16 protein-coding genes are annotated in these 26,733 nt (G+C 38.3%); 1 reads left to right on the top strand and 15 read right to left on the bottom strand.

Annotated features, from left to right (window positions below; all coding sequences use genetic code 11):
* Positions 1-17 precede the first annotated feature (17 nt).
* From GM552_RS00915 to galU, 14 genes are all read right to left on the bottom strand, one after another.
* Positions 18-6,560 (bottom strand): type I polyketide synthase, encoded by a 6,543-nt coding sequence (locus GM552_RS00915; RefSeq protein WP_155564883.1) that lies wholly within the window; start codon positions 6,558-6,560, stop codon positions 18-20.
* 75 nt (positions 6,561-6,635) lie between these two features.
* A complete protein-coding gene (locus GM552_RS08915; RefSeq protein ID WP_155564882.1) occupies positions 6,636-8,108 on the bottom strand; it encodes a class I adenylate-forming enzyme family protein in 1,473 nt (490 codons plus the stop codon).
* Positions 8,109-8,201: 93 nt separating this feature from the next.
* Positions 8,202-13,535 (bottom strand): Hint domain-containing protein, encoded by a 5,334-nt coding sequence (locus GM552_RS00905; protein ID WP_196424819.1) that lies wholly within the window; start codon positions 13,533-13,535, stop codon positions 8,202-8,204.
* An 83-nt stretch (positions 13,536-13,618) separates the two neighbouring features.
* Complete coding sequence (locus GM552_RS00900) at positions 13,619-13,960, bottom strand: DUF6616 family protein (protein WP_155564880.1); 342 nt, start codon at positions 13,958-13,960, stop codon at positions 13,619-13,621.
* A 355-nt stretch (positions 13,961-14,315) separates the two neighbouring features.
* Positions 14,316-14,810 (bottom strand): DUF2147 domain-containing protein, encoded by a 495-nt coding sequence (locus GM552_RS00895; RefSeq protein ID WP_196424817.1) that lies wholly within the window; start codon positions 14,808-14,810, stop codon positions 14,316-14,318.
* Positions 14,811-14,846: 36 nt separating this feature from the next.
* Positions 14,847-15,101, bottom strand: a complete 255-nt coding sequence (gene grxC / locus GM552_RS00890; RefSeq protein ID WP_155564878.1) for a glutaredoxin 3 — start codon at positions 15,099-15,101, stop codon at positions 14,847-14,849.
* Between the two features lie 90 nt (positions 15,102-15,191).
* Complete coding sequence (locus tag GM552_RS00885) at positions 15,192-15,923, bottom strand: ComF family protein (protein WP_155564877.1); 732 nt, start codon at positions 15,921-15,923, stop codon at positions 15,192-15,194.
* A 20-nt stretch (positions 15,924-15,943) separates the two neighbouring features.
* Positions 15,944-16,360: a secondary thiamine-phosphate synthase enzyme YjbQ gene (locus GM552_RS00880; RefSeq protein ID WP_122122895.1), complete on the bottom strand. Its 417-nt coding sequence runs from the start codon at positions 16,358-16,360 to the stop codon at positions 15,944-15,946.
* A gap of 3 nt (positions 16,361-16,363) precedes the next feature.
* Positions 16,364-17,377 carry a tryptophan--tRNA ligase gene (trpS, locus tag GM552_RS00875; protein ID WP_155564876.1) on the bottom strand — a complete coding sequence of 338 codons (1,014 nt, stop codon included), beginning with the start codon at positions 17,375-17,377 and terminating at the stop codon, positions 16,364-16,366.
* 23 nt (positions 17,378-17,400) lie between these two features.
* Positions 17,401-17,883: an FKBP-type peptidyl-prolyl cis-trans isomerase gene (locus tag GM552_RS00870; RefSeq protein ID WP_155564875.1), complete on the bottom strand. Its 483-nt coding sequence runs from the start codon at positions 17,881-17,883 to the stop codon at positions 17,401-17,403.
* A gap of 24 nt (positions 17,884-17,907) precedes the next feature.
* The gene (locus tag GM552_RS00865; protein WP_155564874.1) at positions 17,908-19,137 is read right to left on the bottom strand and encodes an argininosuccinate synthase; all 1,230 of its coding nucleotides are present in this window, start codon (positions 19,135-19,137) and stop codon (positions 17,908-17,910) included.
* 327 nt (positions 19,138-19,464) lie between these two features.
* The gene (locus GM552_RS00860; protein WP_155564873.1) at positions 19,465-20,313 is read right to left on the bottom strand and encodes a methyltransferase domain-containing protein; all 849 of its coding nucleotides are present in this window, start codon (positions 20,311-20,313) and stop codon (positions 19,465-19,467) included.
* Positions 20,314-20,409: 96 nt separating this feature from the next.
* Entirely contained in the window at positions 20,410-21,798 is a 1,389-nt protein-coding gene (gene pgmG / locus GM552_RS00855) for a phosphoglucomutase/phosphomannomutase PgmG (protein WP_155564872.1), read from the bottom strand.
* Positions 21,798-22,682, bottom strand: coding sequence for a UTP--glucose-1-phosphate uridylyltransferase GalU (gene galU, locus GM552_RS00850; RefSeq protein WP_370533573.1), 885 nt, complete (start codon positions 22,680-22,682; stop codon positions 21,798-21,800). Before galU ends, pgmG begins: the two co-directional genes overlap by 1 nt.
* 733 nt (positions 22,683-23,415) lie before the next feature.
* On the opposite strand from galU, the gene GM552_RS00845 reads away from it, so the two are divergent.
* A complete protein-coding gene (locus GM552_RS00845) occupies positions 23,416-24,234 on the top strand; it encodes a toll/interleukin-1 receptor domain-containing protein (protein WP_155564871.1) in 819 nt (272 codons plus the stop codon).
* Between the two features lie 169 nt (positions 24,235-24,403).
* Here GM552_RS00845 and GM552_RS00840 read toward each other — a convergent pair whose 3' ends face one another.
* Complete coding sequence (locus tag GM552_RS00840; protein WP_155564870.1) at positions 24,404-26,686, bottom strand: NADP-dependent malic enzyme; 2,283 nt, start codon at positions 26,684-26,686, stop codon at positions 24,404-24,406.
* Positions 26,687-26,733 lie beyond the last annotated feature (47 nt).

The raw sequence follows: 26,733 nt of genomic DNA, 5'->3' as shown, positions 1-26,733 counted from the left end.
TTTTACTTGAATTATTCTCAGACATTTTCCAGTGTTAAAATTTCATTACTTTCAAAAGGAACTTTTAACTTTCTAAGCAATACCCGTCCAACATCCTGAAGATTTTCCTCTTTCATAAGCTGTAGCAACGAAATTTCACATCCCAACTGATTACTGATCGCAATCTGCAGTTCCACTCCAATCAAAGAATCAATTCCCAGCTCGGTTAACCGAGTATTTCCATCAATTGTATCTGCTGGCAATTGCAACGTTTTTTCCAAAATATGAATTAGATTCTCGATGACAAAAGGTAAACGCCCCTCTAAGGGCAAGATATTTAACTGTTTCATAACTTCAGTCTGTTCACCTGTTGACACCCCTAATGCGGTCAAAGGCTGAAAACGACCATAAGTTCGCGTAATAGGAAACGCGCTGAACCATTTTGACCAATCAATATCAAGGACGGCCAAGAAGGGTTTGTGAAGTTTCCATAATAATGGCATTACATCGAGTGCCTTTTTGACAGGTAGAGGATTCACTCCAAAATTCTGAAATGTTTTGACAACATGACTATCCTTTTTCAGCATATTGCCACCATCAATAGCGCCCCACTCAATAGATAGAGCAGGCAAACCAATCCTTTGACGATATTGCGCCAAAGCATCCAGAAAGGCATTTGCGGAAATATAGGCTGCCTGACCGATATTGCCAAACAAATGAGTCGCAGATGAAAATAAAACAAAATGATCCAACGCAATATCCCTGGTCAGCTCATGCAGATACCAGGCACCCTGCGCCTTGGGTAACATAACTTTTGCAACCCGTTCCCTATCAAGATTTTCAACCACTCCATCATCAATAATTGCAGCACAATGAAATATTCCCTTTAGGGGATATGGCAACTGTTGCACTTTTCCAATTGTTTGTTGTAGGGCATGAAGATCAGTGAGGTCGCACTGCATTTGATACAAACTGATTTCATTCTCTTGTAAGATGCTTAGAATTTTCTGAATTGATGAATCATTTTTCTTAAGTGAGCGCCCTATCAAGACAAGATGTTTGGCTCCTTTTTCAGCCAGCCATTGCACCAATTCAAGCCCCATACCGCCATAAGCGCCTGTCACCAGATAAAGCGCATTGGCTTCAATCGAGGCAACTTCTTTTTGAAGAGGATTAACCATTACATCTTTTGTATCGGTAAAATTGATTACAATTTTACCGATATGCTGGGCAGAAGCTAATGTTCTGAACGCTTCAACCGCTTTGGCAGCAGGATAGACCTTACAGGGTGGCAGAATAATTTTGTCATTCATTATATCCCGCACAATTTTTGTCACAATATCCAGAACTTTTTCTGGACAAACAGCTCCCATCCGATCCAAATCCATAGAAAAGAAATTAATATTTTTATTGAATGCCTTCATTGGCATCCAACGTTCTTCGGCAATATCTTTCTTTCCCACCTCACAAAAACTGCCGAATGGGGCAAGCAGTTCCAAACTGTGATGTAATGCTTCTCCTGATAGGGAATTCAGGATAACGTCCACTCCCCTTCCACAAGTTACCTGTTTAACCCCATCGACAAATTCAAGATTACGCGAATTCCAAACCTGTTCACATCCCAAATCCCGCAAATACTGACGTTTTTTCTCATTTCCAGCCGTTGCAAAAATTCTGGCTCCCCGCATTTTTGCAATTTGAATTGCTGCCAGTCCCAAACCTCCTGCCGCAGCATGAATAAGAACTATTTGACCCTGTTGTAAATTCGCCAAATTGATCAGTGTATGATAAGCTGTAGAGAACACTATGGGCACAGTAGCCGCTTCTGCATCAGGGATTTTATGTTGATCATATTCCTTGATTTTATCAATTTCATCAGAGGTCAACTGATATCGTTTTGATTCCCTTAACAAGGAATGCGTGGAATAATGGACCGCGTAAATATCCTTCAATGCCAGGGTAACATGTGAAGTTAAACATCCCTTAAACGTAATGACAAGGCGATCTCCAACATAAAAGCCAGCCTCCTCCGCCCCTTTACCAACGGCGACAACCTTTGCAGAGGCTTCCATTCCCAGTCCATCACCGTGAAATGTATCCTTCATGACAGAACGCGGTAACAGGCCCATAACTTTCAATACATCTTTAAAATTCAAAGGAGCATCAATAATTTCAAGTTCTACATGACCTGGAGGCGGTGGTTGACGCACAAATGCATCATAACGGATTTTATCCAAAATACCCGGAAAACCAGAAACAAGCCGAAATCCAATTTTTTGAGAATCAAATTGTTCATAAGGAACACATCGCACTTCCTCACGTCTTGTCATTGGTGTTAGACGGGATAGGTAGCGATCCTGACCACGCAAGACAACATCATCCTCCATCTCCTCATCCAGGATTTCGGCTGCAAGGATAGCTGAATCTGTCTTAAGATCCGCATCAATATCAATCAATTTTAATTTCAGTTCAGGACGTTCAAAGGAAAAAGCCCTCGCAAATCCTCTTAATGATGATTGATCCAAATTAATTGATTTATTATTTTCATGAATTTGTTCTGATCCATTAGTAATTATCACGAAACGAAAATTCTCTGAAATTTTCTTTTCTTCAATTACCGGTAATCCATGTGACAGCACCAGAGCTTCTTGTACCAGAGACAATCCAATTCTATCTTCAAATTCGTTGTTTCTGGTATAAAAATAAACAACCGCACGACATTGATGAATATTAACAAAAGAAAAAAAATCCTGATAATCTTTTACCTGACCTTCCCGAATATGAAATAGGTCTTCAGTCTCTTTTCCAAACTGCTGACCAATCTTTCCAACAAGAACGGTTATCCCCTGCATCTCAAGTTCTTTTTTCAGGAGTTCCAAAAATTGATCACTATCTGTCAATATCGCAATCTTGGCAATTTCTCCTAGAAGAGATAAAGGTTTTGATTTTTGCCATTCACGATGATAAAGCAATCCCATCTGTCTGGCTTCTTTCTGCTTTTGACTGGCTATTTCTTTAACAGTCAACCCCTTGATAGAAGCAATCAATTCTCCCTTTTCAGTATAAAGATCAATATCACCAGTGAATAAGTCTTCATCTCTTACCGGATTATTGGCATAAGCATATAACTTGCCCTCATGTCGACCATAATACATAACCCGCTCAATAGCGACAGGAAGGAAAGTGGTATCTTTTACTTGTTGTTTTGCACACAAAATTCCAAACAGTTGAAAAGCCCCATCCAACAAGGTTGGATGAATACAATAATCCTTGATACTATTCTGTTCAGTATCAGCAATTTCAAGATAGGCCAATACGGCATCAGAATTATGATATAACCTCTTAATTGTTTGGAAAGTCCGGCCATATTCCAGTCCATGCTCACGTAATTTCTGGTAAAAGAACTCAATCTTAATATCTTCAGACATTTTCTCTTTTAATATCTGGAGATCAATTACCTTATCTTCCGACCATGGCATAGTACGTCGCAGAGCAACCGTTGCATATAATTCCCATTCATGCGAATCATTTTTGACTCGCCCAAAAGCAAGTAATCGCCCTGTTAAATCATCAAGGCACCAAGTCATATACGGATAAAAATGCTGGTCAATAATCATTGCCTTTTTTAATTGCAGATCCTCGATAATGGCAGGCTCCTGCATTTCTTTAGGTGCATCAATTGCCAGTTGAGCATGAGCTGCCAACGCGGCCTCAACATACGCTGCCCCAGGCAAGACAATCATCCCTTCAACCTTATGGTCGGGCAACCATGGCATAAAATTGATATTCATCTCGGACAACCAGCCCCGTGATGCGGCCCAATCAACATTGCCTAGAACTGGATTTACGCGTTCCGCCAACCGTGTCGCTTTAGAATGTTTACTCTCAAAAAGGTAACTTTCTCGTGCCCAACGATAAAAAGGTAAATCGACCCGTTTTCCACCCGTGATTTTTCCCCAGTCAAGATCAAGACCTATTGCGGAAAGATTGGCAAGCGTTTTTATAATGGCTTTTTCTTCAGGTTCAGAACGGTGCAAACTATAAGTAACAGCAATCGAACTGTTTAATGTTGCAGCGCATTCTTTGATAGAAGAAGATAAAACTGGATGAGGACCTATTTCCAAAAATAGATTGTGTCCATCATGAATAAGAGAGGATACCGCCTCGGCAAACAAAACTGTTTGACGTAAATTACGATACCAATAATTCTCATCATGAAAAAAGGTGTCATCACAAATACGCCCCGTAACCGTCGAATACAAGGGAATTACAGGCATTTGTGGACAAATATCTTGCACTGATGCCTCAAATTCTTCCCGGATCTGATCCATGATGGGATTATGATAGGCAAGTTCCACCCTAAGAAAACGATTGAATTCTGAATGCCTATCAAGTTCAAGCGCAATTTTTTCTAGATTTTCTTTTGATCCAGATAGAGTAAAAGAACGCGTACTGTTAATCGCGGCGACCGTAACGTCTCCAGCATATTTTTCAATTAAATTGACCGCCGATGAAGGTGGCAGACCGACGGCCAGCATTGCCCCCTGACCAGAAAATTTTTGTTGCAATCGACTACGATGGTAAATGACGGTAACGGCATCCTTCAAACTTAAAGCACCTGAAATATAGGCGGCAGCAATTTCACCAACACTGTGTCCTACAATCGCAGATGGTTCAATTCCATAAATTTTCAGGGCTGTCGCTATACAAACTTGAATTACAAAAATGGCGGGTTGAGCCACCGCCGTTTCATGAATACGAGATTCAGTTTCCATTTTCTGCATCTCTTCAAGAATTGACCAACCTGACAATTTCTTAAAATAAGAATCACATTTCCCAGCGATTGTTATACATTCAGCAGGCCCCTTCGATAAGAACCACTTTCCCATTCCCCACCATTGTGGACCCATGCCAGAAAAAACAAAAACAGGCCTGCTTTGTGTTTTAACCTGCTGATTACCAATTATTACATCCGAATTTACCTTATCCTGTATAAAATCCTGAAGGTTTTGAATAAATTCATCTTTGTTTTTTGCAACAACAACCAGATGTTTCTGAAAAAATGAACGATGCTTTCCCACTGAATAACAGATATCCGCAAGGGATATATCGGTTCCCTGCTCGAAATACTCATAATAACTTTGTGCCATCAATTTTAAAGACGGCAATTGTTTCGTTGATAACGATAAAATATACTGATTTGAAGGTAAACAAGCAGTTTTGCCACAGATATCTGATGATTGTTCATTTTGACGAGGAGCCCGTAAAATAACATTTGCGTTTGATCCACCATAACCAAAGGAATTAACCGCAACATATAAATCATCTGACAAGGATTTTAATGAAACAACTTTATCCTGAATCAGGCGTAAATTCATCTCAGCAAAAGGGATATTAGGATTTGGCTCTTTTAAATTTGCCTGTGGTGGCACGGCTCTATGCTTGACACACAAACAAGCCTTAATCAATCCGGCCACACCTGCCGCCGCTTCTAAATGCCCGATATTTGCCTTTACAGATCCTATGATAACAGGTTGTCCGTTCGGTCGGCTTTTGCCAATTGTATTTGAGATTGCCTGAGCTTCTAAAGGATCTCCCACAGGTGTCCCTGTTCCATGCGCCTCAACATAAACGATATCTCCCAATTGTACATTGGCCTGTTGAGCAACTTGATGAATTAGTTTTTCCTGTGCATGCGCATTTGGAACGGTTAATCCTTCATTATGTCCATCCTGGTTAATTCCAACCCCGCTAATGACTGCATGAATTTTATCTCCATCACGCACAGCATCTTTCAGCCGTTTAAGAACAACAATACCACAACCCTCTCCCCTGCCATATCCGTCAGCAGAAGCATCAAAGCTTTTACTTTTTCCATCTTCAGCCATGAAATTGGCCTTGGCGACAATAGCACCGGATTGATCCGTGATCATCAAATTAACGCCGCCGGCCAAGGCCATATCACTATCGCCATTTCTCAGACTTTGACACGCCAGATGAATTGCGGTTAAAGAAGATGAGCAGGCTGTATCAAGAACAAGCGAGGGACCACAAAAATCAAAAAAATAAGAAAGTCTGGCAGAAAGCATAGTAATCGGCAAAGTTGTAGGAAGAAAATTTCTTTCTATTTCCCCTTCTTTCGCTTCGCTAACAGAGTGTTTCGTTAACCAGTCCGTCGCAAAGACACCTATAAATACGCCCACTTTTTGTCCAGCATAGGATGATGGAACAAGACCTCCCTCTTCTAGCGCCTCCCACGCGACTTCAAGTAATATTCTTTGTTGTGGATCACATTGTACAGCCTCTTTAGGAGACATACCAAAGAACAAGGGATCAAATTCAACTATAGGCTGTGTCAGAAAACTGGCATTTAGAAAAAAGCTTTTGGCAATAACTGAATTATCCTGATCATAGGCCGTCCGCCAGTTCCAACGATCAGGCAAAATACGGCTAACCGTTTCTTTTTTCTGACAAATAGCCTCCCAAAAACTTGAAAGATTGAAAATATCTCCTGGGAATCTACAGCCTATACCAACGATTGCAATTTCTTCGTTACTATATTTGTTTATTAGTCTTCCCATAAAATAACACTTTCTTTTTTCTATAATTATTTATTATATTTTCTCATTAATAAAATATTCTATCTAGAATTTTTATTAAATGGTTTCAATATATTGCATTGCCAGCTTTTCTAGATGATTGCGCAACACATGTCCCTCTTCATCCCTCGGAATGGAATTAACCCATAAGACACTTACATCGGGCAGGTTATAAAATTCTTTTTCCAATATCCTGGCAATTTGATCAATATCAAAATTATCTCCGCGAACAATAGCTAACCAGGGTTGCTGAATTCCATCGTTATCAGGCATGGAAAACAGAGCCGCATCTTTTATACCTTCTATACTGCAAATGACTGCGTCAATTTTATTAGCGTAAAATTTATCACCTCCAAAATTGTAAAGTTCATCCACACGACCAATCAGCCTTAAAAGACCTTCCTCATTCAATATTCCTAAATCGCCGGGATAGAACCAACCATTTTTAAACTGTTTATGAGTATCCTGAACATTTTGGAAAAATTTCTGTACGATATTTGGACTTTTAATTCGGATATTACCTATCTCACCATATGTTAGTGGATGGTCTTGATCATCAACAACCTGCACATCAATCCATGGCATGATCAACCCCGCTGTGTCATCATGGTTGATTTGATCAATATTGATCGAAGCGATAACCCCTGCCTCACTTGTCGCATAGGTAACATTCAGATTTTTTGTCAGACGTTGCTGAACAAAATGACGTAAACCATTAGGAAAATTACCAGCAACGACAATTAATCTTAAATGATCCTGTCTGGGTATATCTTCTGGCAAATTTTCTGCAATCAATTGAAGCTGTGCAGGCGAAATAACCATCAAATCAGGTGACAACATGGCAATAGCGGCAAAATACTGCTCGCGATCAGCCATAATAATTGTCCCGCCGATTGACCAGATGCTTAGATAGCATAAAAATCCATGAAAACTGCCAAAAGCTAATGTGGGTAGCAATGTTGGATATCTCGGAATTTCCGACATAAGAGACCAGCTGATTTTTTCCTGGGTAATCATCCTTATGACAGATGATTCAATCATTGAGGCTGTATAATCAATTCTATGCCGCATGAAAGACGTTCCAGCCGCAATTGAAACACGTACAATACGATCCGGTTCATAGAGCGTATAAATGGGATCAGGTTTGAAACGCTTCATGGCCTGATCATACCAATTCAAATCAAGCACGTGTATTTTAGCTGCCGTATCAATATCAAAAAGCGTATCGCTAATAATTGCATCAGGCTGCAATATAGCAATCTCCTTTTCAGCAATCTCGCTATTACTGGACACTGACGCTGAAGCGACACCAATTCGGCTTAGCGCCATTAAAAGCATCCAGTGAATATGTACTTGCTTATAATTAACAGCCACAATTTCGGAACTATTATCAATAACGTCCAATAAAGCATGTGCAAGCCGATTTATGTCTCTATTCATTGCCGCAAAAGTAATTGAGCCTTCGAATGAACGGATAGCAATTTTATCCGGTGCAACTTTTGCAACATAATCTATGAAGCGATCAAACACGTCTGTTTTTCCCTTAAATAAAAGCTTCCCTTTTAGCTATAATAAAAGGAAAGCTCTATTAACCCTATTTAACTGGATAATCAACAAATTGCTTTATGCCAGTTTCATCATTTCATTGATATCATCTTCAACAAGATAAGAAGCTGTATCTGTCAGCTCAACCCGGATCAATTTTTTCCCAGTGCCAAATCTTGTTATCTCAATTGGCAATTGCGCCAATCCCATTGTCCAACGATCTGTTCTATCGGGCTCAATGCTATGCCAACCTGAAAGTTCCGAAATATCAGTCGGGAACATGATCAGGGTTCTATTAGAAATCACGCTAATTTTCGAAACCAAAACACCTAGTGTCCGTCTATCATCTATAAAGGGTCCAATAACATCTGAAGGTAAAGATGTTTTTGAATTCATGGCTACAACATAAGTACCATCAGGAATAAAGAAACTGTAAATATTATCCTTGAAATGAACAGGCTTGATCTTTTTCCCCTTATCAGTAATAAGGCATAAATCAGGATTACGGGTTATCGCTCTTTTTATGACAGGTTTATACCCCAGCTGAGTTGCCCTGCGATCCAAACGATTCCAAATCGGTTCAACCTTGCTTCTGGAAACAGTCAATGGTGCAGCTGCGTCATTTTCCCAGCTTTTATGACCTGCATGCTCATTAAACTCCAGACCGAAATTAACAATATCGTTATCAAATAGATACTTATCATCTGTATTTAAATAAGATTCAGTCATCAGATTTTCTGATAGCAAAATCGAGTGTTGTTCTGTTTCAACATGATAAATCTGGAATTTGTCCCGGAATTTATCAATAACAATCGAACGGCCATTAACCAACATACGAACAGGAATCAAACCACCATCAATATACACGGTATGTTCAGGGGTTAAATATAAATCACGGTGCGGTTTATTCAGACCAAATGCGTGTGCTTTGATACAAACTGGATACAAATCGTTTTTATTTTTACCTTGATCCACGGAAATATCCGTTTTACCAATCCAAACAATTTTACGGTTTATCCTTCCATTATTACAAATAGCCACAACCTCATCACCAACGGAAAGAGATTCTACCGGTTTTTCACCTTTAGATGTAAGAATGTTTGTTCCCAATAGGAAGCATTTTGTTATATCAAAATAGGAATTACCATCAGAACCCCGAACAATATTTACATTAGGCAATGCCTGATTGCTGTCCCCTGCATCATAACGAAAAGAGGCAATAGTTTTGGATGTTTTTCCATCATTGTGAATAATGGATAAAATACCGTCCTTATAACTTGTATAAAAAGTGTTAACATCCGATGACCCAGTATCATTTTCAAATAACAGATGATCATCGAGTTTAAAATTCTTGATCACCAAATGACCATCGACATCTTCAATGCTACCATGATATTCATAAACACCATTGGCTTCATTATTAAAATCAGCAATCAAATCATTTGAAGAACTTGACCTTGTTATTTGTTGACCATTAACGATAACACGGGCACCATTATGAATAATAACTGTCGGCATATCTGTACCAACATTGGTGGCATTGATTGAACGGATATTCAAAACTGCATCATTGTCCAATTCTATAACACCCGGATTTATACCGTCCATTGTTAGAGAACCAATATCAACTTCAGAATTTTGTGCGATTTTTATCCGACCATTACCGCTCAATATTACATTGGATAAAGAAACAACATTGGACTCTGCACTGTTATAATTCAGATTTGCGACACCACCATTACTCATGTCCAGGTTATGAACAGTGACATACGTCCCATCCAGATTAATGGATGCATTCTTGTTCAACATCACTGTATCTAAGGTAAGATTGTTTGCCAAACCAGTAGAAAAGTTAACCGTACCCGTTAAATTAACGTCACCAAAATTACCGGTAGCACCATCCGCGACAGCAAATGTTTTGGCTAGACTTGATGAATTCGATAGATTCCATCCTTTCACATCATAGATATCATTCGAACCCAGGGTGAAGTCGTTCGTATTCAAATCAGCAGTAACCGTCCCGGCCGTAAAAGCAACATTATTATTTAGTATAAAATTATTACCGGTACCTGATAACGTGACATTGCCAAAGGTCAGATTACTCATATTACCTGTATTGAACGTGATATTTCCCAATAAATTCACGTCACCAAAATTACCGGTAGCACCATCCTTAATGGAAAAGTTTTTTGCAAGACTTGACGAGTTCGATAGATTCCATCCTTTCACATCATAGATATCATTCGAACCCAGGGTGAAGTCGTTCGTATTCAAATCAGCAGTAACCATCCCGGCCGTAAAAGCAACATTATTATTTAGTATAAAATTATTACCGGTACCTGATAACGTGACATTACCACCACCTAAGTTAACCGATGCATTCGTTACAGCTGTAAATGATGTATTGCTACCCAGACTTATCCCAGTTCCTGTAATTGATCCTGAAACATTAAATTTGTTATTATCGCCAAGGGATATATTGCCAAACTCAAGATTATTCGCATTACCTGTATTGAAGGTGACATTTTCACCCAATAAATTTACATTACCAAAATTGCCGGTAGCTACATTCCCGACAGTGAAAGTTTTTGCAGGGCCTGACGTATTTGATAAATTCCAACCTCTTAGATCATAAAAATCATTCGATCCTAGGATAAAATTGTTCGTATTCAAATCAGCAGTGACTGTTCCAGCCGTAAAAGTAACATTATCATTTAATTTAAAACTATTATTTTTATCCGATAACGTGACATTACCACTACCAAAATTAACCGATGCATTTGTTGCAGCCGTAAACGATGTATTGCTACCCAGGTTTATACCAGCTCCCTTGATTGATCCTGAAACATTAAATTTGTTATTATCGCCAAGGGATATATTGCCAAACTCAAGATTATTCGCATTACCAGTATTGAAAACCGTTTTATCAACCGTGGTTGTATCACCTATATATCCTGTAGCTCCATCCCCTAATGTTACCGTTCGGGATACATTAACATCAAAATAGTGAACATCAAAATCAACATTTTTTCCTATCGTTAAAGAACCCCCGCGATAACCGATAATAATTCGGTCTGCAGAAATAGCAGCATTATCTCCGATAGTGAATGTTTCACCATTACCTATTAGCTGGACAGTACTCGCGACAATCCTACCTTCATTGCCAATAGAAATAATGCTTTTACTACCATTCTGAAGTAGCGTTTTTGCAGCGGATAAAATCCCCCCATTTCCTATAGTCAACAGCTGGTTTATTCCATCTATATTTAAATTGCCGTCAGTAGTTTCTAATAAAGATTGGCTCCCCAACATCACTGAATTTGCATTACCATTCAGATTGATGTCACCACTTATTGTCATTGAGGTTAGATTGCCGGCAGAAATCAATGATCTTGATGTAGGATGATTGGTCTCTGAACCAATCCCTCTAAAATCACCAAGATACATCCCGTTTCCTTGAATGCCGACATTATCACCAATATTTAATCGATCAAAGCTACCATCAATGGTAATATCTTGGGTCAAGCTGACTTGATAACCGTCCCCAATATGAATCGACGCACTTGAATTATTCCGGTATATATAACTGGATCCGTTTATGGGAACTTCCAGATTTTCAATGTAATATCGACCCATACGAATGTATCCAGCATTCAGAACACCTCCCTGCAAATCAACATATCCCTGGTTTTCATTAATAACAATACCTGAACCCAAACTGATATTTGCCCCTGAGCCAATGACAACGCTATTATTTGAACCAACCCTGAATTCAGCCAGGGCATTACCATCACTGTCTATAAAATTTGAATTGGAAGTATCTTTTAAATAATGTCCCAGGGAAATTATATTCGCTTCAAGCGCAAGTCCTGTTCCAAACTGTAAAAGTGAATTACTGGCATCTAATCTTATCACACCATCCTCCGCAAAGGATGGAGCATTGGCCATCGGATACAAATTCTCATAACCTAGAGAAATGTTGGCATCGTTACCGATAGACATATAGGCAGTACGGTACTTGGAATCCTCATCAATAATTCGGTCCATACTATTTTGACCATAACCGACTGATATTTCAGCCCCTGTTAGAGTCAAATTATCCCCCACTGTAACGGATGCCCCTGCCTCAGCTGCAAATATGCCGGCATTTCTGTTGGTAAGATGAATGACATTATCATCACCAATTATCAGCTGCGCCGCCTTCCCCGAAGCGGACAGATCCATATAACCGGCACCCATACCACCAGCAATGGTAAACCTGTTTCCCAAGCCAGTGGACATATACCCACCTGAACCGACAAACACACCACTTCCTGTATGGGCCCAACCATTGGATCCAACACTTATCTCTGTATCACTTCCAATTGTCATGGAGGCCAACATATAAACCCCCAACGTGCCTCCTACATTAATCTTGTTATTATTGCCTACACGTGTCCAATTGGCTGGTTTATCGGGTCGAATATCACCAACAAGCCCCCAATTTCCATCAACATCCATTTTTACATGATTTTGGGTTGAAACAGCACCTGTTCTCTGGTTTTCCATACCTGAACCAATGGATTGACCTGCATAGGATTTATCCGCCGCTCCACCCAAAAATCCATTAACACTTAGATATGATCCTTCATCCAGGATCAGCGATGCGGAACCCGTTGCACTTTTTTCATTATAACCTAACTGTAAATTTCCCGTTCCAAAGGCATCATATCCTGAACTGTTTGTGTCTCCCACATAAAGTTTGTTGCCAGCCCTCACTTCCATGGTTGCCTTGTTGTCACCCGCACTAACCATAACGCCGGTTTTATTCCAGATAATCATGTGTCCTGGACCATTCTGGGCACTGATCAAATTATCAATCTGGCTTAGAAATTTTTGCCCCCAATCCTGTTCTTTTATAAGTTTTCTGACGATGGGATTAGTGATATCAACCCCATTCTTTTTTAATAGATCCCTAAGCGTGGCTCCAACAACAAGTTGCAATCCATCGCCTATCAACAGGTCATTACCTTGACCCGGATCATTAATAACAATCCTGGAGGAATCAGGATCAAGTGCGTTTGCAAACAAATCCCAGCCTTGTCCAGCTGCCGCTGCAATCGTGCTCATCATGTCGGTAGGATCTGTCATGGAAAATGTCAAAGATGTAAAATTAAAGGCAAATGTATTATCATTAAACCCATTAGGATCAGGTTCATAACCCGATCCCCATTCGGGATGCGCCTGAGATGGATCATATTCAATAGAGTTGCTTGTAGCACCGGGAATTGGCTGAAGCATGGCAAACGTTGACGTATGATCAAAACTTGAGGAAGAAATTAAGGAAGAAGTTACTGAAGAATCGTCAGACTCGGAAACTGAATCTTCACCACTTCTCAATGTGGCTGCATCTTGTACACGTGTAGGCTGCATTAATTTCATCCTTAATTAAAGTCAATGGTATTTTTAAATATTGTTCAATTGATTAAATATGATTTAGTTAAATATATCTGGCATTATTCTCTTAAAATAACTTCCGCAAATTGAGGGATAGTCAAAGCTTTCCCCCCAATATTGACCAATTCAAAATATTCATTCCATTCACTTTCTTGAAAATGCCTAACTATATATGAAGTCAACTCATTAATTGGTACAGACCAGGTTACATAATATTCCGCATCCACTGCACGAGGAACTTTTCCTTCTATTTGACCAATAGCGATTAACTGGACCCGATTTTCACCTGCCAAGGTTGATAGACTTGAAATCATGCGTTGCAAAACTTGTTCTTTGATTGCCTTTGTAAGCTTTATCCATTTTTCCCTACCGGTAAAAACCTGGGTAAATACATAGGCCATAATATTTCCTTTTAATTCGCCATTTTTATATAAAATCAGTTTCCTAATCTTTATATAAAAAATTTTTTAAATAAGATAAAAAATATGTAATTGATTCAACAAATAAAATTTATCTTTAATAATATCAATAAAAATACAAAGAATAAATCATTAATTTAATACGATTTATTTATTATTGATATAATTTAACGAATATTTATAAAATCTATTCTTTGAATTAATAATAATTTATTCGAAATATAAAATATAATAATAATTAAGAGCGTAATTATTATAAATCATTACGATTTATTAATTACGCTCTTGATAACAATTGAAATAATAAAAAATAATTATTTGTAGAAATAAAATAATATTATTTAATTCTACAACCTCTATCAATCACATGATTATACCGATGCCAAACATGTGTTTCACCAAATAAACTGATCCCCATAAAACCGCGGATTTTTAATTGATCATGATCATCTATCCAGATTTTGGCATCATAAATTTTTTCATTTCGGGGATCTATAATTTTTCCTACCCAATATTTACTTTTTTCCTTATGCATAAAATTACGCAACATTAAAAAATTACACTGGGAAGTTCCTTTAGAACTCACGGGAGCAACAGGTCCTTTATATTGCATCCCTACAAATTTGCCACAAAGACCCTCACCACATTTATATATCTGAAACACACCATCTTCTGCCTTGGTTGTCCATAATCCAATTTCTGGCATGGATCTAGTTTCATTCAGATTTTGCGCGTAATTTTCATAAAAGGGACAACATAAGAACATTCCGCCTATCACAGCACCTAAGCTCTTGGTTATAACTTTATTTTTATTTAACACTTGCTTAATCATCTCCATTTATTAATAAATAAATCAGTATTTATTGATTTATTTCAATAATGCATCAAGCTTCCCGGTCTCTTCCATCCTTAACAAATCATCACATCCACCCACTGACTGGCCATTTATAAAAATTTGCGGAACAGTAGTCTTACCCCCCGAACGTTTTATTGCCTCTTCTCGTTCTGCCGTACCTTTAGGAGCATTAATCTGATTGAATTTCACGCCTTTTGAATTCAAGAGCGTCAGAGCTTTTTGACAAAAAGGGCATCCTGGTTGTGTATATATTTCAACTTTTGCCATAGTTTTTCTCCCAAAAACATTTAATTACAAGTAATATATCTTATTTATGATAATCTATAATTTATAAACTATAAATGAATAATTTTATTTTCAGAAATAACTTACTTTTGCAATAACAACCACAAATATGCGTTTTACACCCGCTTCCAGTAATATTCTGCTACAGGCCATCAGGGTACTGCCCGTGGTCATAACATCATCCACCAATATAATTGTCTTACCCTGAAGGATTTTTGAATAGGCTGGATTAACCTGAAATGCATTTTCCAGTAAATCTTGTCGTTCCTGTTTATTCAAATGTCCCAAGGACTGTGTATCCCTAATTCTTTTCAAGGCCAATAATAAAAGGGGAATATTTGATCTTTTGGCCAATTTTTTTCCCAGCAGGGCCGATTGATTGTATTTTCTATATCGCAAACGTTTCTTGTATAACGGAACAGGAATTATATATGCAGCATTATCAAAAAAGGGATTGGCAATATTCCAAATAGCACCTGCTAAAAAGTTCAAGCCATTCAACCGATCTGCATATTTTAAGGGTAAAATCAACTTTTTAATCCCTTCGTTATATACAAAAGCTGCCCGCCCCTTCTCCCATAAACATGGCTCTTCCCGACAACTCAAACAAAAATGATCCTCTCCCGCCTCTGAATCAGAAAGAAAAGGCGTTCCACATTGTTCACAACAGGGCTCCACAATAAATTCAAGCTGTTTGAAACAGTCAGAGCATAAATATCCAGATCGTTGAATATGAACACCGCATAAAATACAGCGTGGCGGAAATAAAAAATCAATTATATCAAGATAAGCTTTCGATAGCATTTTCTTAATATCATTATTCTCTAGTTCCCCATTACATGTAAAACCAGTTCTCGAATATGTGGCCTTTTTCTATGTTCAAACAAATAAACGGCCTGCCATGACCCTAAACTTAATTTCCGATCAATGACAGGAATAGACAAGGAGGTTTCGGTCAACATCGTTTTTAAATGGGCGGGCATATCGTCACTCCCCTCATCAGCATGCTGATAGGAGCGATTTTCTGGAACAAGATCATTAAAATAATTTAGAATATCACTTCTTACCGAAATATCAGTATTTTCCTGAACGATTAAAGAAGCTGATGTATGTTTACACCATATCGTTAACAGGCCAGTATTGATGGCTGATCGCAAAATCCAACTGGACAGGTCAGCCGTAATCATGGTTAATCCCTGACCTTGCGTTTTAACACTCAATTTACCAACCTGCTGTTTCATTCCTTATTTTAAAAACCCCACGATATATTCCGCTTCAGACACAATAGGATCAGCAATTGCTGATGCCTTCTCGGCACCCTCTTTCAAAATTGTCTGTAGATATTGTTTATCTGCCAACAATTTCTTTGTTTCCTCTCTGATTGGTGCAATTTTTTGAATTAAAAGATCCGACAATGCGGATTTAAAAGGACTAAATCCTTTTCCGCCAAAATCCTGGAGCACCTGTTCAATCGATTGCTTGGCTAAAACCGAATAAATTGACACTAAATTTAACACCTCTAAACGATGTGACAACCCTTCCTGTTCAGACGGTAAGGGTTCAGAATCACTTTTTGCCCGTTTAATTTTATTCGTAATTGCATCATCCTCATCCAGTAATTCAATCCTCCCCTGTTCGGAAGGATCCGATTTGGACATTTTTTTACTACCATCCCTTAAATTCATTACACGGGCGCTTGTTTTTGGAATAAATCCCTCGACAACAGGAAAGAAACCAGTTTTGTAGTCATGATTGAATTTCTGGGCAATATCATTTGTTAATTCCAGATGTTGACGCTGATCCTCACCAACAGGTACACACGTTGCCCTATATGCCAAAATATCAGCGGCCATTAAATTAGGATAAACATACAATCCTACAGAATTGGCCTCCCTGTTTTTGCCCGCCTTATCTTTAAACTGTGTCATCCGGTTCATCCAGCCAATTCGCGCAACACAATTGAAAATCCACGCCAAACGCGCATGAGCGGATACAGCTGATTGATTAAATAAGATATGCTTGTTGGGATCAATACCAGCAGCCAATAAAACAGCCGTCTGTTCCAAAGTCTGTTTTCGTAGGGATACGGGTTCCTGCCAAACCGTCAAGGCATGCATATCAACCAGGCAATAGATACATTCATTATCCTGTTGAATATCAACCCAGTACTGAATGGCCCCCAGATAATTTCCCAAATGCGGGATACCAGTTGGTTGAATTCCTGAAAATACGCGCTTACCTGACGGCTTGACACTCATAAATCACCTTGATCCTTTATTTATTAGTTATCCGGTTGGTTTTTGGTTACCCCAACAAGATGAATCTTAAAAATTAATGGGCTATTTGAAGGAATAATCCCCATAGATTTTTCTCCATACCCTAATTTAGGCGGAACATAAAGCTGCCAAACATCGCCAGGATGCATTTTAGGCAGGGCTTCCATCCAGCCAGGTATTAATCCCTCGACAGGCATTTGCATTAAACCACCACCATGCCGATCTGATGAATCAAATATGACACCGTCTGGCAAACGCCCTTCATATTCCGCCAAAATTAGATCCCCTGGAGCAGGAGAGACTTCCTTAGGGTTTCCAGACTGGATAATACGGTAAGCCAATCCACTGGGTAATGTTTTCACTCCCGGTTCAGCCTCAACCTTTTGCATAAACTGTTCGGGGGTTAATTGCTCCTTTTTACTACCGGCGCAAGCAACCAAGGGAATTGCCAAAACCGCAGGAACTATCCAAGAAAGCATCTTTTTCATTTTCAACTCCTGATAATTCAAATTTTACAAGGCACCGCCACGTCGACCTGCCTGTGCTCCCAAACGTAGTCGTAACGCATTTAATTTAATGAAGCCCTGTGCATCCATTTGATTATATGCACCTTCATCATCTTCAAATGTTACAACACGCATGTCATAGAGACTATTCGGACTTTCACGTCCCATCAAGATAATATTACCTTTATACAGCTTCAATTTTACACGACCGGTAACAGAATGCTGACTTTCATCAATCAGGGCCTGCAGCATTCGGCGCTCTGGTGAGAACCAGAAACCATTATAAATTAATTCCGCATAACGAGGCATGATACTATCCTTTAAATGCCCGGCCTCACGATCAAGAGTGATCGATTCCATGTTTCTATGGGCAAATAATAAGATCGTTCCACCCGGTGTTTCATAAATTCCACGGGATTTCATACCAACAAAACGATTTTCAACCAGATCAAGACGCCCGATACCATTGGCCTTACCCAACTCGTTCAAACGGGCCAGTATAGTTGCCGGGGACATTACAATTCCATTAATCGCTACAGGATCACCAGCTTTGAAATCAATACTGATTTCAGTCGCCTTATCTGGAGCATCTTCCGGTGAAATTGTTCGCTGAAAAACAGCTTCATCAGGAGGAAGGGAAGGATCTTCCAAAATTTTCCCTTCCGAAGATGAATGTAAAAGATTGGCATCAACCGAAAAGGGAGCTTCCCCACGTTTGTCATGAGTAACCGGAATCTGATTTTCTTCAGCAAACTGCAATAAACGGGTACGAGATGTGAGATCCCATTCACGCCAAGGGGAAATAACAGTGACATCAGGTTTTAATGCATAATAGGCCAGCTCAAATCGAACCTGGTCATTCCCTTTACCCGTTGCCCCATGCGCAACGGCATCAGCCCCCACCTGTTCGGCAATTTCAATTTGTCTTTTAGAAATAAGTGGACGCGCGATTGAGGTTCCCAATAAATATTGTCCTTCGTAAAGCGTGTTGGCACGAAACATTGGAAAAACATAATCCCTTACGAATTCTTCACGCAAATCCTCGACAAAAATTTCTTTTACACCAAACATTTCCGCTTTTTTACGGGCTGGACCCAATTCTTCCCCTTGTCCCAAATCAGCCGTAAAGGTTACAACCTCACATTCATATGTTTTTTGTAACCACCGTAAAATAACAGAAGTATCCAACCCTCCCGAATAGGCCAGAACAACTTTTTTTACATTCTTATGTGCCATACCGCTTACTTTTCATATCAAAATTCTACAATTATGATCGGTTATATCATCAATATAAAGCTTTTTAAATCATCATTCTTTGCAAGAACCCTAAAATTAAAATTTTAAAAAAAATATATTATGAATAAAAATGTATATTTAATAACTATTTGATTTATATAACTTAAATTATTACAACTATTGTTCAATAATAAATAGATCAATAAATTTAAAATTATGTAAAACTTTTTCTTATTCTAAAAAATTAACGATTAGATTCATTTCATATAATCTAAAAAATAAATTCCTAAATAAAAATTTTATATTATTCGTAAATTAAAACTGATTCTATTTATTCCGCAACGCTTCTTCCAAAGACATTTTGAATTGACCAGGTTTTAAAGGTTGAGGTTGTGACGCGTCGGGAGACCAACCTGTTAAAATGGCAAAATTTATATCAACTTTAATAGGTTTAAAAGTTTCCAAACGTGCAGAAAATTCGGCAAATAAAGATTTTTTTGCAAAATAAGTCTGATGCATTTGCAAGGAATTTGTTTCCCCTGCCCAACGCAGATCACGAAATAAAGCCAATGAAGAGCGATAAACAATTTCAATCGCCTCCTTATCAATGGTGGGTAAGGCAAAACCAGCCCGTTGCATCAAACTTGCACATGATCTTAAATCAGGTAATGGAGAAATATGCGGCAAAACAGCACCACAATATTCCATTTCAACTTCAGCCATTACGGTTCGTAATAAAGAAAGAGTCGGAAGTATAGGAATTGCCGCCAGGAAAAGACCATCAGGTTTCAAAATTCTTCGAATTTGTAATAAAGTACCAGGCAAATCATTAACCCAATGCAAGTTAAAATTCGCAATAACCAGATCAAAGCATCCGGATTTAAAAGGCAAGAATTCTTCATCCATACAGATTTTTGAATTTACATTCATTGAGACCAAACCTGCCGATAAATCAGCCGATATCACCTTTATTTTTCTATTTTTTAAATAGGAAGAAACATACCCTCGCCCTCCGATTTCTAAGGCAAATTCAAAGGAACGATTTATATCGTCAAGTCGTTCCAGTAACCGATCCGTACATTGTTGAAAGATATCCTGTATTTCAAAATGATATAAAACAGATCTATCTCGATGCAATTTCAGAAGAGAACGGTTAAATAATAATGGAACATTCATGGCATATATCATTTGATAGATAACAAAAAGGATACAATCGCTAGACTGTATCCTTTTTATAAAAAAATAGAAACCAGTTAAAATTCTAATCTCAATTTATTCTTCTGGAAATTCCACACCAGAAGCCTTTAACTGGACTTTTAAAGCATTTTTCAATCGCTCTAATCCCTCATCAGACGTACTCTCCGCTCGTGCTACTAAAGCAGCTTGAGTATTGGAAGCCCTTAAAAGCCACCATCCATCTTCTGTATTCACCCTTACACCATCAATCGTCACGACATTGGCCTTCTCTTCCTTTAACCGTTCAGCCACTTCACGGACAACGGTGAATTTACGCTTATCGGAACAATCAAAACGAATTTCAGGAGTAGAAATTGCTTTGGGTAAAGACTCTGTTACTTCTGATAAAGGACCCTTTAACCGGGCGACAATATCAAGCGTTCTGACAGCAACGTATAATGCGTCGTCAAACCCGTACCATTTATCTGCAAAGAAAATATGACCAGACATTTCCCCACCGAGAACAGCCTTTGATTCAGCCATTTTGGCCTTGATCAAGGAATGTCCAGTACACCACATCAAAGGATTTCCACCCGCTTTTTGAATTTCATCAAAAAGAATTTTGCTTGCTTTAACATCAGCAACAATTGTTGCCCCTTGATTGCTCGCAAGAATATCACGACTAAAAATAACCATAAGCTGATCACCCCAAAGGATATTACCTTTGTCATCAATCACGCCAATACGATCGGCATCACCATCAAACGCAATACCAATATCAGCCTTGCGATTGATCACCTCTTTCTGAAGCTGAACAAGGTTTTTGGGAACAGTAGGGTCTGGACTATGAGCGGGAAAATCGCCGTCTATCGTTCCATTCAGAACAATATGTTCACCGGGCAACTTCTGAACCAAACGGGTTAGAATATCACCAGCAGCCCCATTACTGTTATCCCAGACAGCACGTAATTTCCGTTCAGTTCCCCCAAAATCTTCCAAAAGCCGATTAATATAATCTTCTGAAACATCAACCTTGCGAACCGTACCATTACCCTCTGGAACCACATCACCAGCCGCAACCTGTGCCCCTAAATCCTGAATCTGCTTACCAAAAAACGGTTTGCCACCCAGCATGAATTTCATCCCATTATATTCTTTGGGATTATGACTGGCCGTAACCATAACAGCACCATCAGCCTGCATAACTGTTGAAGCAAAATAGAGCATTGGGGTCGGACCACGACCGATACGGACAACTTCCAAACCGCTTTTCTTTAATCCATTTACCAGAGCGGCCTCTAAATCAGGCGAACTAACCCGACCATCATAACCAACAACAACTTTTTTTCCATTTTTCCTTGCGACCAAACTGCCAAAGGACCGTCCGATCGCATAGGCATCCTCGACAAAAAAAGTCTGTTCATAAATGCCGCGAATATCATATTCTCGCAGGATTGTCGAATTAATTACACGTTGATGTTCCATTATTTAACCTCTTCATGGGCATATTTCTGTATTATCTTACGCATGGCCGGAGCTAGATCGGGACGTTTCAAAGCAAAGGCAACCTGAGCTTCTAGAAATCCAGATTTGCTTCCACAATCATACCGAATCCCATTATATCTCAACCCATGAAAAGGCATTTGTCCAATCAATTTTTCCATAGAATCTGTCAATTGAACTTCATTTCCTGCACCTTTTTCCATTTTAGAAAGATATTTCATAATTTCAGGTGACAAAATATAACGTCCAATAATTGAAAGATTAGAGGGAGCCTGTTCGGGCTCCGGCTTTTCTACAACCCCGGAAATCGTGACCAGTTTTCCATCATCCTTTTCAATATCCACAATACCGTAACTGGATGTCTTTTCACGAGGAACCTCGGTAACAGCGACAACATTTCCGCCATATTCATTATAAACTTCAACCATTTGTGCCAAACATCCTGGCGCTGCCATAATCAAATCATCCGGTAATAAAATGGCAAATGGATCATCGCCAACAAATGTACGAGCACACCATATTGCATGCCCCAAGCCTAATGGGGACTGCTGACGCAAAGCGGTTAAAGAACCTGCCTCGATACTAGATGGATAGAGAGCCTCTAGAGACTCTTTTTTACCTCTTTGTCGCAGTGTATCTTCAAGTTCATAAGCAACATCAAAATAATCAATTAGAGAATCTTTTCCTCGACCTGTAATCAGACAAAACTGTTCAATTCCTGCCGCACGCGCCTCATCCAGTGCATATTGAATCAATGGACGATCAACAACAGGCAACATTTCTTTTGGCATTGATTTAGTTGCGGGCAAAAAACGGGTTCCTAAGCCAGCGACAGGTAATACAGCTTTTTTTAAAGGTTTAATCACAGAACTCTACCTTGAAATTTAATAATAAAAACAAATATGTTAATGTCTAATTTAGAACAAAACAAATATTATTTCACAATTTGATAAGAATATGTAGAAATTATGACAAGAAGGCCACATTCAATAATTAAGCGCGGAATTCCCTTTTAATTAAATACCTATATGTGAATCTTGATCAAATTATGTCTATAATTTATGTGCAGTAATGGTACCATAATAAAACTAAATTTTAACAGAAAAATTTGTTTTTTCAAACTTCCCAGAAATGATTGTTATTTCAAATACATCGAATTAAATTTATCTAATTGATAATTTCTAAATATAATATCAATCAAAAAAACCAAAGATGAATAAAATACACATCTTTGGAAGATTATACTTAATTAAAAAACCATTACAATTTAAATAACTTAAATTATTTTTAAATAATATTTATTTAAAAAAGCTTAAATAATTTAAATATACTTTCTTTTTTACAGCTAATCTATCGTGAAAACAATATGTGGAATAAAATCCTGGATATACCTTGCCAATTTTTTGGTCATATGAAGAAAATCATATTTTATAAAAATTTATATTAGTTTATGTCTATAATTTTATTACACAATTTATCAGCTTCCACTTGATCAATTTATTTTATTTCATTTTATTAATATTAATGTATACTTTCCTAAATTTGTCATTATTATTCATAATGTTAAAAAAGGGTTTATAACAAGGTTACTTTATATAAATGCCAGAATTAATCAAAAAAACGATTTTCCTAAGTCATATTACAGAAGAAAAAGAACTTACAAGTATATTTCAACAATTAATCGAAGACAGTTTTTTTGGACAAGTCCATGTTTTCACGTCCAGTTTCTCCATAAAACCGGGTCAAAGATGGTTTGATGAAATTGAAGAAAATTTAAAAAATAGCGCCATCATGATTGTATTTTGCAGTCCCAAAAGTATTCAACGTCCCTGGATCAGTTTTGAATGTGGGGCAGGATGGCAAAAAAATATCAATGTTATTCCACTTTGTCACTCTGGATTAACCGTTGACACCTTACCGAGCCCATTAAATTTGCTTGAGGGCGGCAACATTTCAGATAAGAATAAGATAACAGATATATTTGAGATCATTAAAAATGAAATCGGCTTTAACCGTTTACCTATCATAGACTTCGATTCATTATTAAAAAAAATAAATGAATTTGAAAATAAATGTCTTCCAGCAAATAATAAAAATACGATAGATCTACCTCAACGAAGCCCGTTGTCTTCTATAATTTCAAAAATATTATTGGAAATCAAAAAAATAAATCCCGGTTTTTTTGAAAGACTCAAAACAATGTATAAAGATCCAAAAATGGGATTAACGCTTCCCCCGGTTCCTTTAATTTATTATAGCTACAAATCTTTAAAATGCCACTTGTACGAATTACGCAAACACGACAATAACTTTCATTTCAATTATAATGTACCATCTCATTCAAGCACATTTAACCCTTACGGAAATCTAATTTTAACTGTTTCCCCTGAAGTTAAACAATTAATTGTAGAATTATAATTTTTATATTTTATCCAAAATTTTAATGCGTGTTTTACAAGCAATCGCGAATATGCAATTTTTAATGAAAAAATAAAGAGTGAAAAAATGGATTTCTCACTCTTTTATACACAGTAAATTCAGTAATCTTGAACAAGATTACAATATTTTCCTAATATTGCAATCAAATTTATTGTTTTTTTCTTAATGATTGACGAATGGCAATAGCTGTCAGATTCACGATACCTCGTGCCGTTGTATTTTCCGTAAGAACATGAAGCGGCTTTGTTGTGCCAAGCGTTATAGGACCAATCTGCAGTCCATTTCCAACCACACGACTCAAGGAAAATCCAATATTTGCCGCATCAAGACTGGGCATAATTAACAAATTGGCATTTCCTCTCAAGGGTGAATCATCAATTAATCTCGAACGCAAGGTTTCACTTAACGCAGCATCACCCTGCATTTCCCCGTCAATTTCCAATGAAGGATTCTTTTCACGTATTATGGCCAGGGCTTTTTTCATTTTTAATGCTGATTCAGATTTTCCCGTTCCAAAAGAAGAATAAGATAATAAAGCGGCTCTTGGTACCATACCAAACATAGATACCATTTCAGAAGCCAATAAGGTTAATTCAGCAATTTCCTCAGCCGTAGGGTCCAGATGTAAATAAGTATCCCCCATAAAAAGCGCTACATTTGACTGAATCATAGCAGAAATAGTATGGAATTCCTTTACTCCATCCTGTTTGGGGATAATATTTTTCAATGTCTTAAAATGACGATACCATTCACCAAATCCACCAACAAGTGCTGCATCAACATGACCCTCCCTTAAAAGCATCGCTGCTAGAATTGATTTTCTTCTATAGAGCTGTTCATACGCCAAAGACGGAGGAACACCCGTTCTTTCAACCAATCTCTGATAAGGTTTTTCCAGTGTTTGTAAAAATGCGTTATCCTTTTGGGGGTCATAAACTGTTAAATCCTTACCAATTTTTAAGCTTAACCCCAATTGAGTAATTTTTTCATGAATCCTTTTCTGGTCTCCGATAACATAAGGTAAAACCATCTGTTCATTAACCATAGTTTGAATAGCACGTAAAACCCTATCATTTTCGCCTTCAGAAAAGACAACCTTTTGGATTCCTTTATGTTGATGAACAGCTGCAAATACAGGTTGCATAACCTGACTGGTTCTGAACACAAATTGCATCAGATGCTCCAGATATCCATTAAAATCATCAATCGGACGTAAGGCAACCCCTGTTTGCATGGCCGCTTTTGCAACCGCTGGCGCAATTTCCAAAATTAATCGCGGATCAAAAGGTTTTGGCAAAATATATTCAGGACCAAAGGCAGGTGCCTGACCGCCATAAGCGGCCACGACAACCTCATTGGCTTCTTGTGTCGCCAGATTTGCTAATGCATAAGCGGCGGCTTTTTTCATCTCCTCGTTTATTTCGGTTGCCCCAACATCTAGGGCTCCGCGAAATATAAAAGGAAAACATAAAACATTATTAACCTGATTTGGATGATCAGAACGACCTGTTGCCATAATCGCATCTGATCGAATACTGCCAACCTCTTCTGGAGTGATTTCAGGTTCCGGATTTGCCAATGCCAGAATCAAAGGATTGGATGCCATTTTTGCCACCCATTCTTTTTTCAGAACTCCAGCCACAGAAACACCAAGAAAAATATCCGCACCCGCTATAACATCCTCCAAACGGCGAGCCTGCGTGTCTTTGGCATAACGTGCCATATTTTCTGGCATATTTGGATCGCGGCCTTGCCACACCACTCCATCAATATCCGTTAAAATGACATTTTCAGGTTTTAATCCCAGAGTTACCAATAAATTTACACATGCAATAGCTGCCGCCCCAGCCCCAGAAGTGACCAATTTAACGTCTTCAATTTTCTTATTCTGAATTCGCAAGGCATTAATGGTAGCCGCACTTACGACAATCGCCGTTCCATGTTGATCATCATGAAAAACCGGAATATTCATTCTGGATTTTAGATTCTGTTCAATAATAAAACATTCAGGCGCCTTGATATCCTCCAAATTAATTCCGCCAAAAGTTGGCTCAAGCGCCGCGACAACATTACAGAAATGTTCCGGATCATTGGCATCAACTTCGATATCAAAAACATCAATACCAGCAAATTTCTTGAATAAAACCGCCTTGCCCTCCATAACGGGTTTTCCTGCCAAGGGCCCGATGTTTCCCAACCCCAAAACAGCCGTACCATTGGAAATAACCCCAACCAGGTTACTTTTGGCCGTGTATTTGCTAGCCAAACTAGGATCCCTTTTAATTTCCAAACATGGTGCCGCCACCCCTGGGGAATAGGCTAAGGACAAATCAGTTTGAGTCGCCATTCTTTTTGTTGGTGTTATTGTTAATTTCCCTGGTGTTGGATATTCATGATAATCCAACGCATCTTGCTTAAATTTATGATCCATAATTTCCTCTTCATTGCAATCATGACATTTTTACAAATAAATCTTTG

It is taken from the genome of Commensalibacter sp. ESL0382 (genome assembly GCF_009725775.1).
GTDB classification, from domain to species: domain Bacteria; phylum Pseudomonadota; class Alphaproteobacteria; order Acetobacterales; family Acetobacteraceae; genus Commensalibacter; species Commensalibacter melissae.
This window is presented reverse-complemented; position numbering and strand designations above follow the sequence as displayed.

Excerpts from the sequence above, each read along its gene's own strand:
- GM552_RS00915 (WP_155564883.1), bottom strand. The coding sequence starts at position 6,560 with ATGGGAAGACTAATAAACAAATATAGTAACGAAGAAATTGCAATCGTT.
- GM552_RS00905 (WP_196424819.1), bottom strand. The coding sequence starts at position 13,535 with ATGCAGCCTACACGTGTACAAGATGCAGCCACATTGAGAAGTGGTGAA.
- GM552_RS00900 (WP_155564880.1), bottom strand. The coding sequence starts at position 13,960 with ATGGCCTATGTATTTACCCAGGTTTTTACCGGTAGGGAAAAATGGATA.
- GM552_RS00895 (WP_196424817.1), bottom strand. The coding sequence starts at position 14,810 with ATGATTAAGCAAGTGTTAAATAAAAATAAAGTTATAACCAAGAGCTTA.
- grxC (WP_155564878.1), bottom strand. The coding sequence starts at position 15,101 with ATGGCAAAAGTTGAAATATATACACAACCAGGATGCCCTTTTTGTCAA.
- GM552_RS00885 (WP_155564877.1), bottom strand. The coding sequence starts at position 15,923 with ATGCTATCGAAAGCTTATCTTGATATAATTGATTTTTTATTTCCGCCA.
- GM552_RS00880 (WP_122122895.1), bottom strand. The coding sequence starts at position 16,360 with ATGAAACAGCAGGTTGGTAAATTGAGTGTTAAAACGCAAGGTCAGGGA.
- trpS (WP_155564876.1), bottom strand. The coding sequence starts at position 17,377 with ATGAGTGTCAAGCCGTCAGGTAAGCGCGTATTTTCAGGAATTCAACCA.
- GM552_RS00870 (WP_155564875.1), bottom strand. The coding sequence starts at position 17,883 with ATGAAAAAGATGCTTTCTTGGATAGTTCCTGCGGTTTTGGCAATTCCC.
- GM552_RS00865 (WP_155564874.1), bottom strand. The coding sequence starts at position 19,137 with ATGGCACATAAGAATGTAAAAAAAGTTGTTCTGGCCTATTCGGGAGGG.
- GM552_RS00860 (WP_155564873.1), bottom strand. The coding sequence starts at position 20,313 with ATGAATGTTCCATTATTATTTAACCGTTCTCTTCTGAAATTGCATCGA.
- pgmG (WP_155564872.1), bottom strand. The coding sequence starts at position 21,798 with ATGGAACATCAACGTGTAATTAATTCGACAATCCTGCGAGAATATGAT.
- GM552_RS00845 (WP_155564871.1), top strand. The coding sequence starts at position 23,416 with ATGCCAGAATTAATCAAAAAAACGATTTTCCTAAGTCATATTACAGAA.
- GM552_RS00840 (WP_155564870.1), bottom strand. The coding sequence starts at position 26,686 with ATGGATCATAAATTTAAGCAAGATGCGTTGGATTATCATGAATATCCA.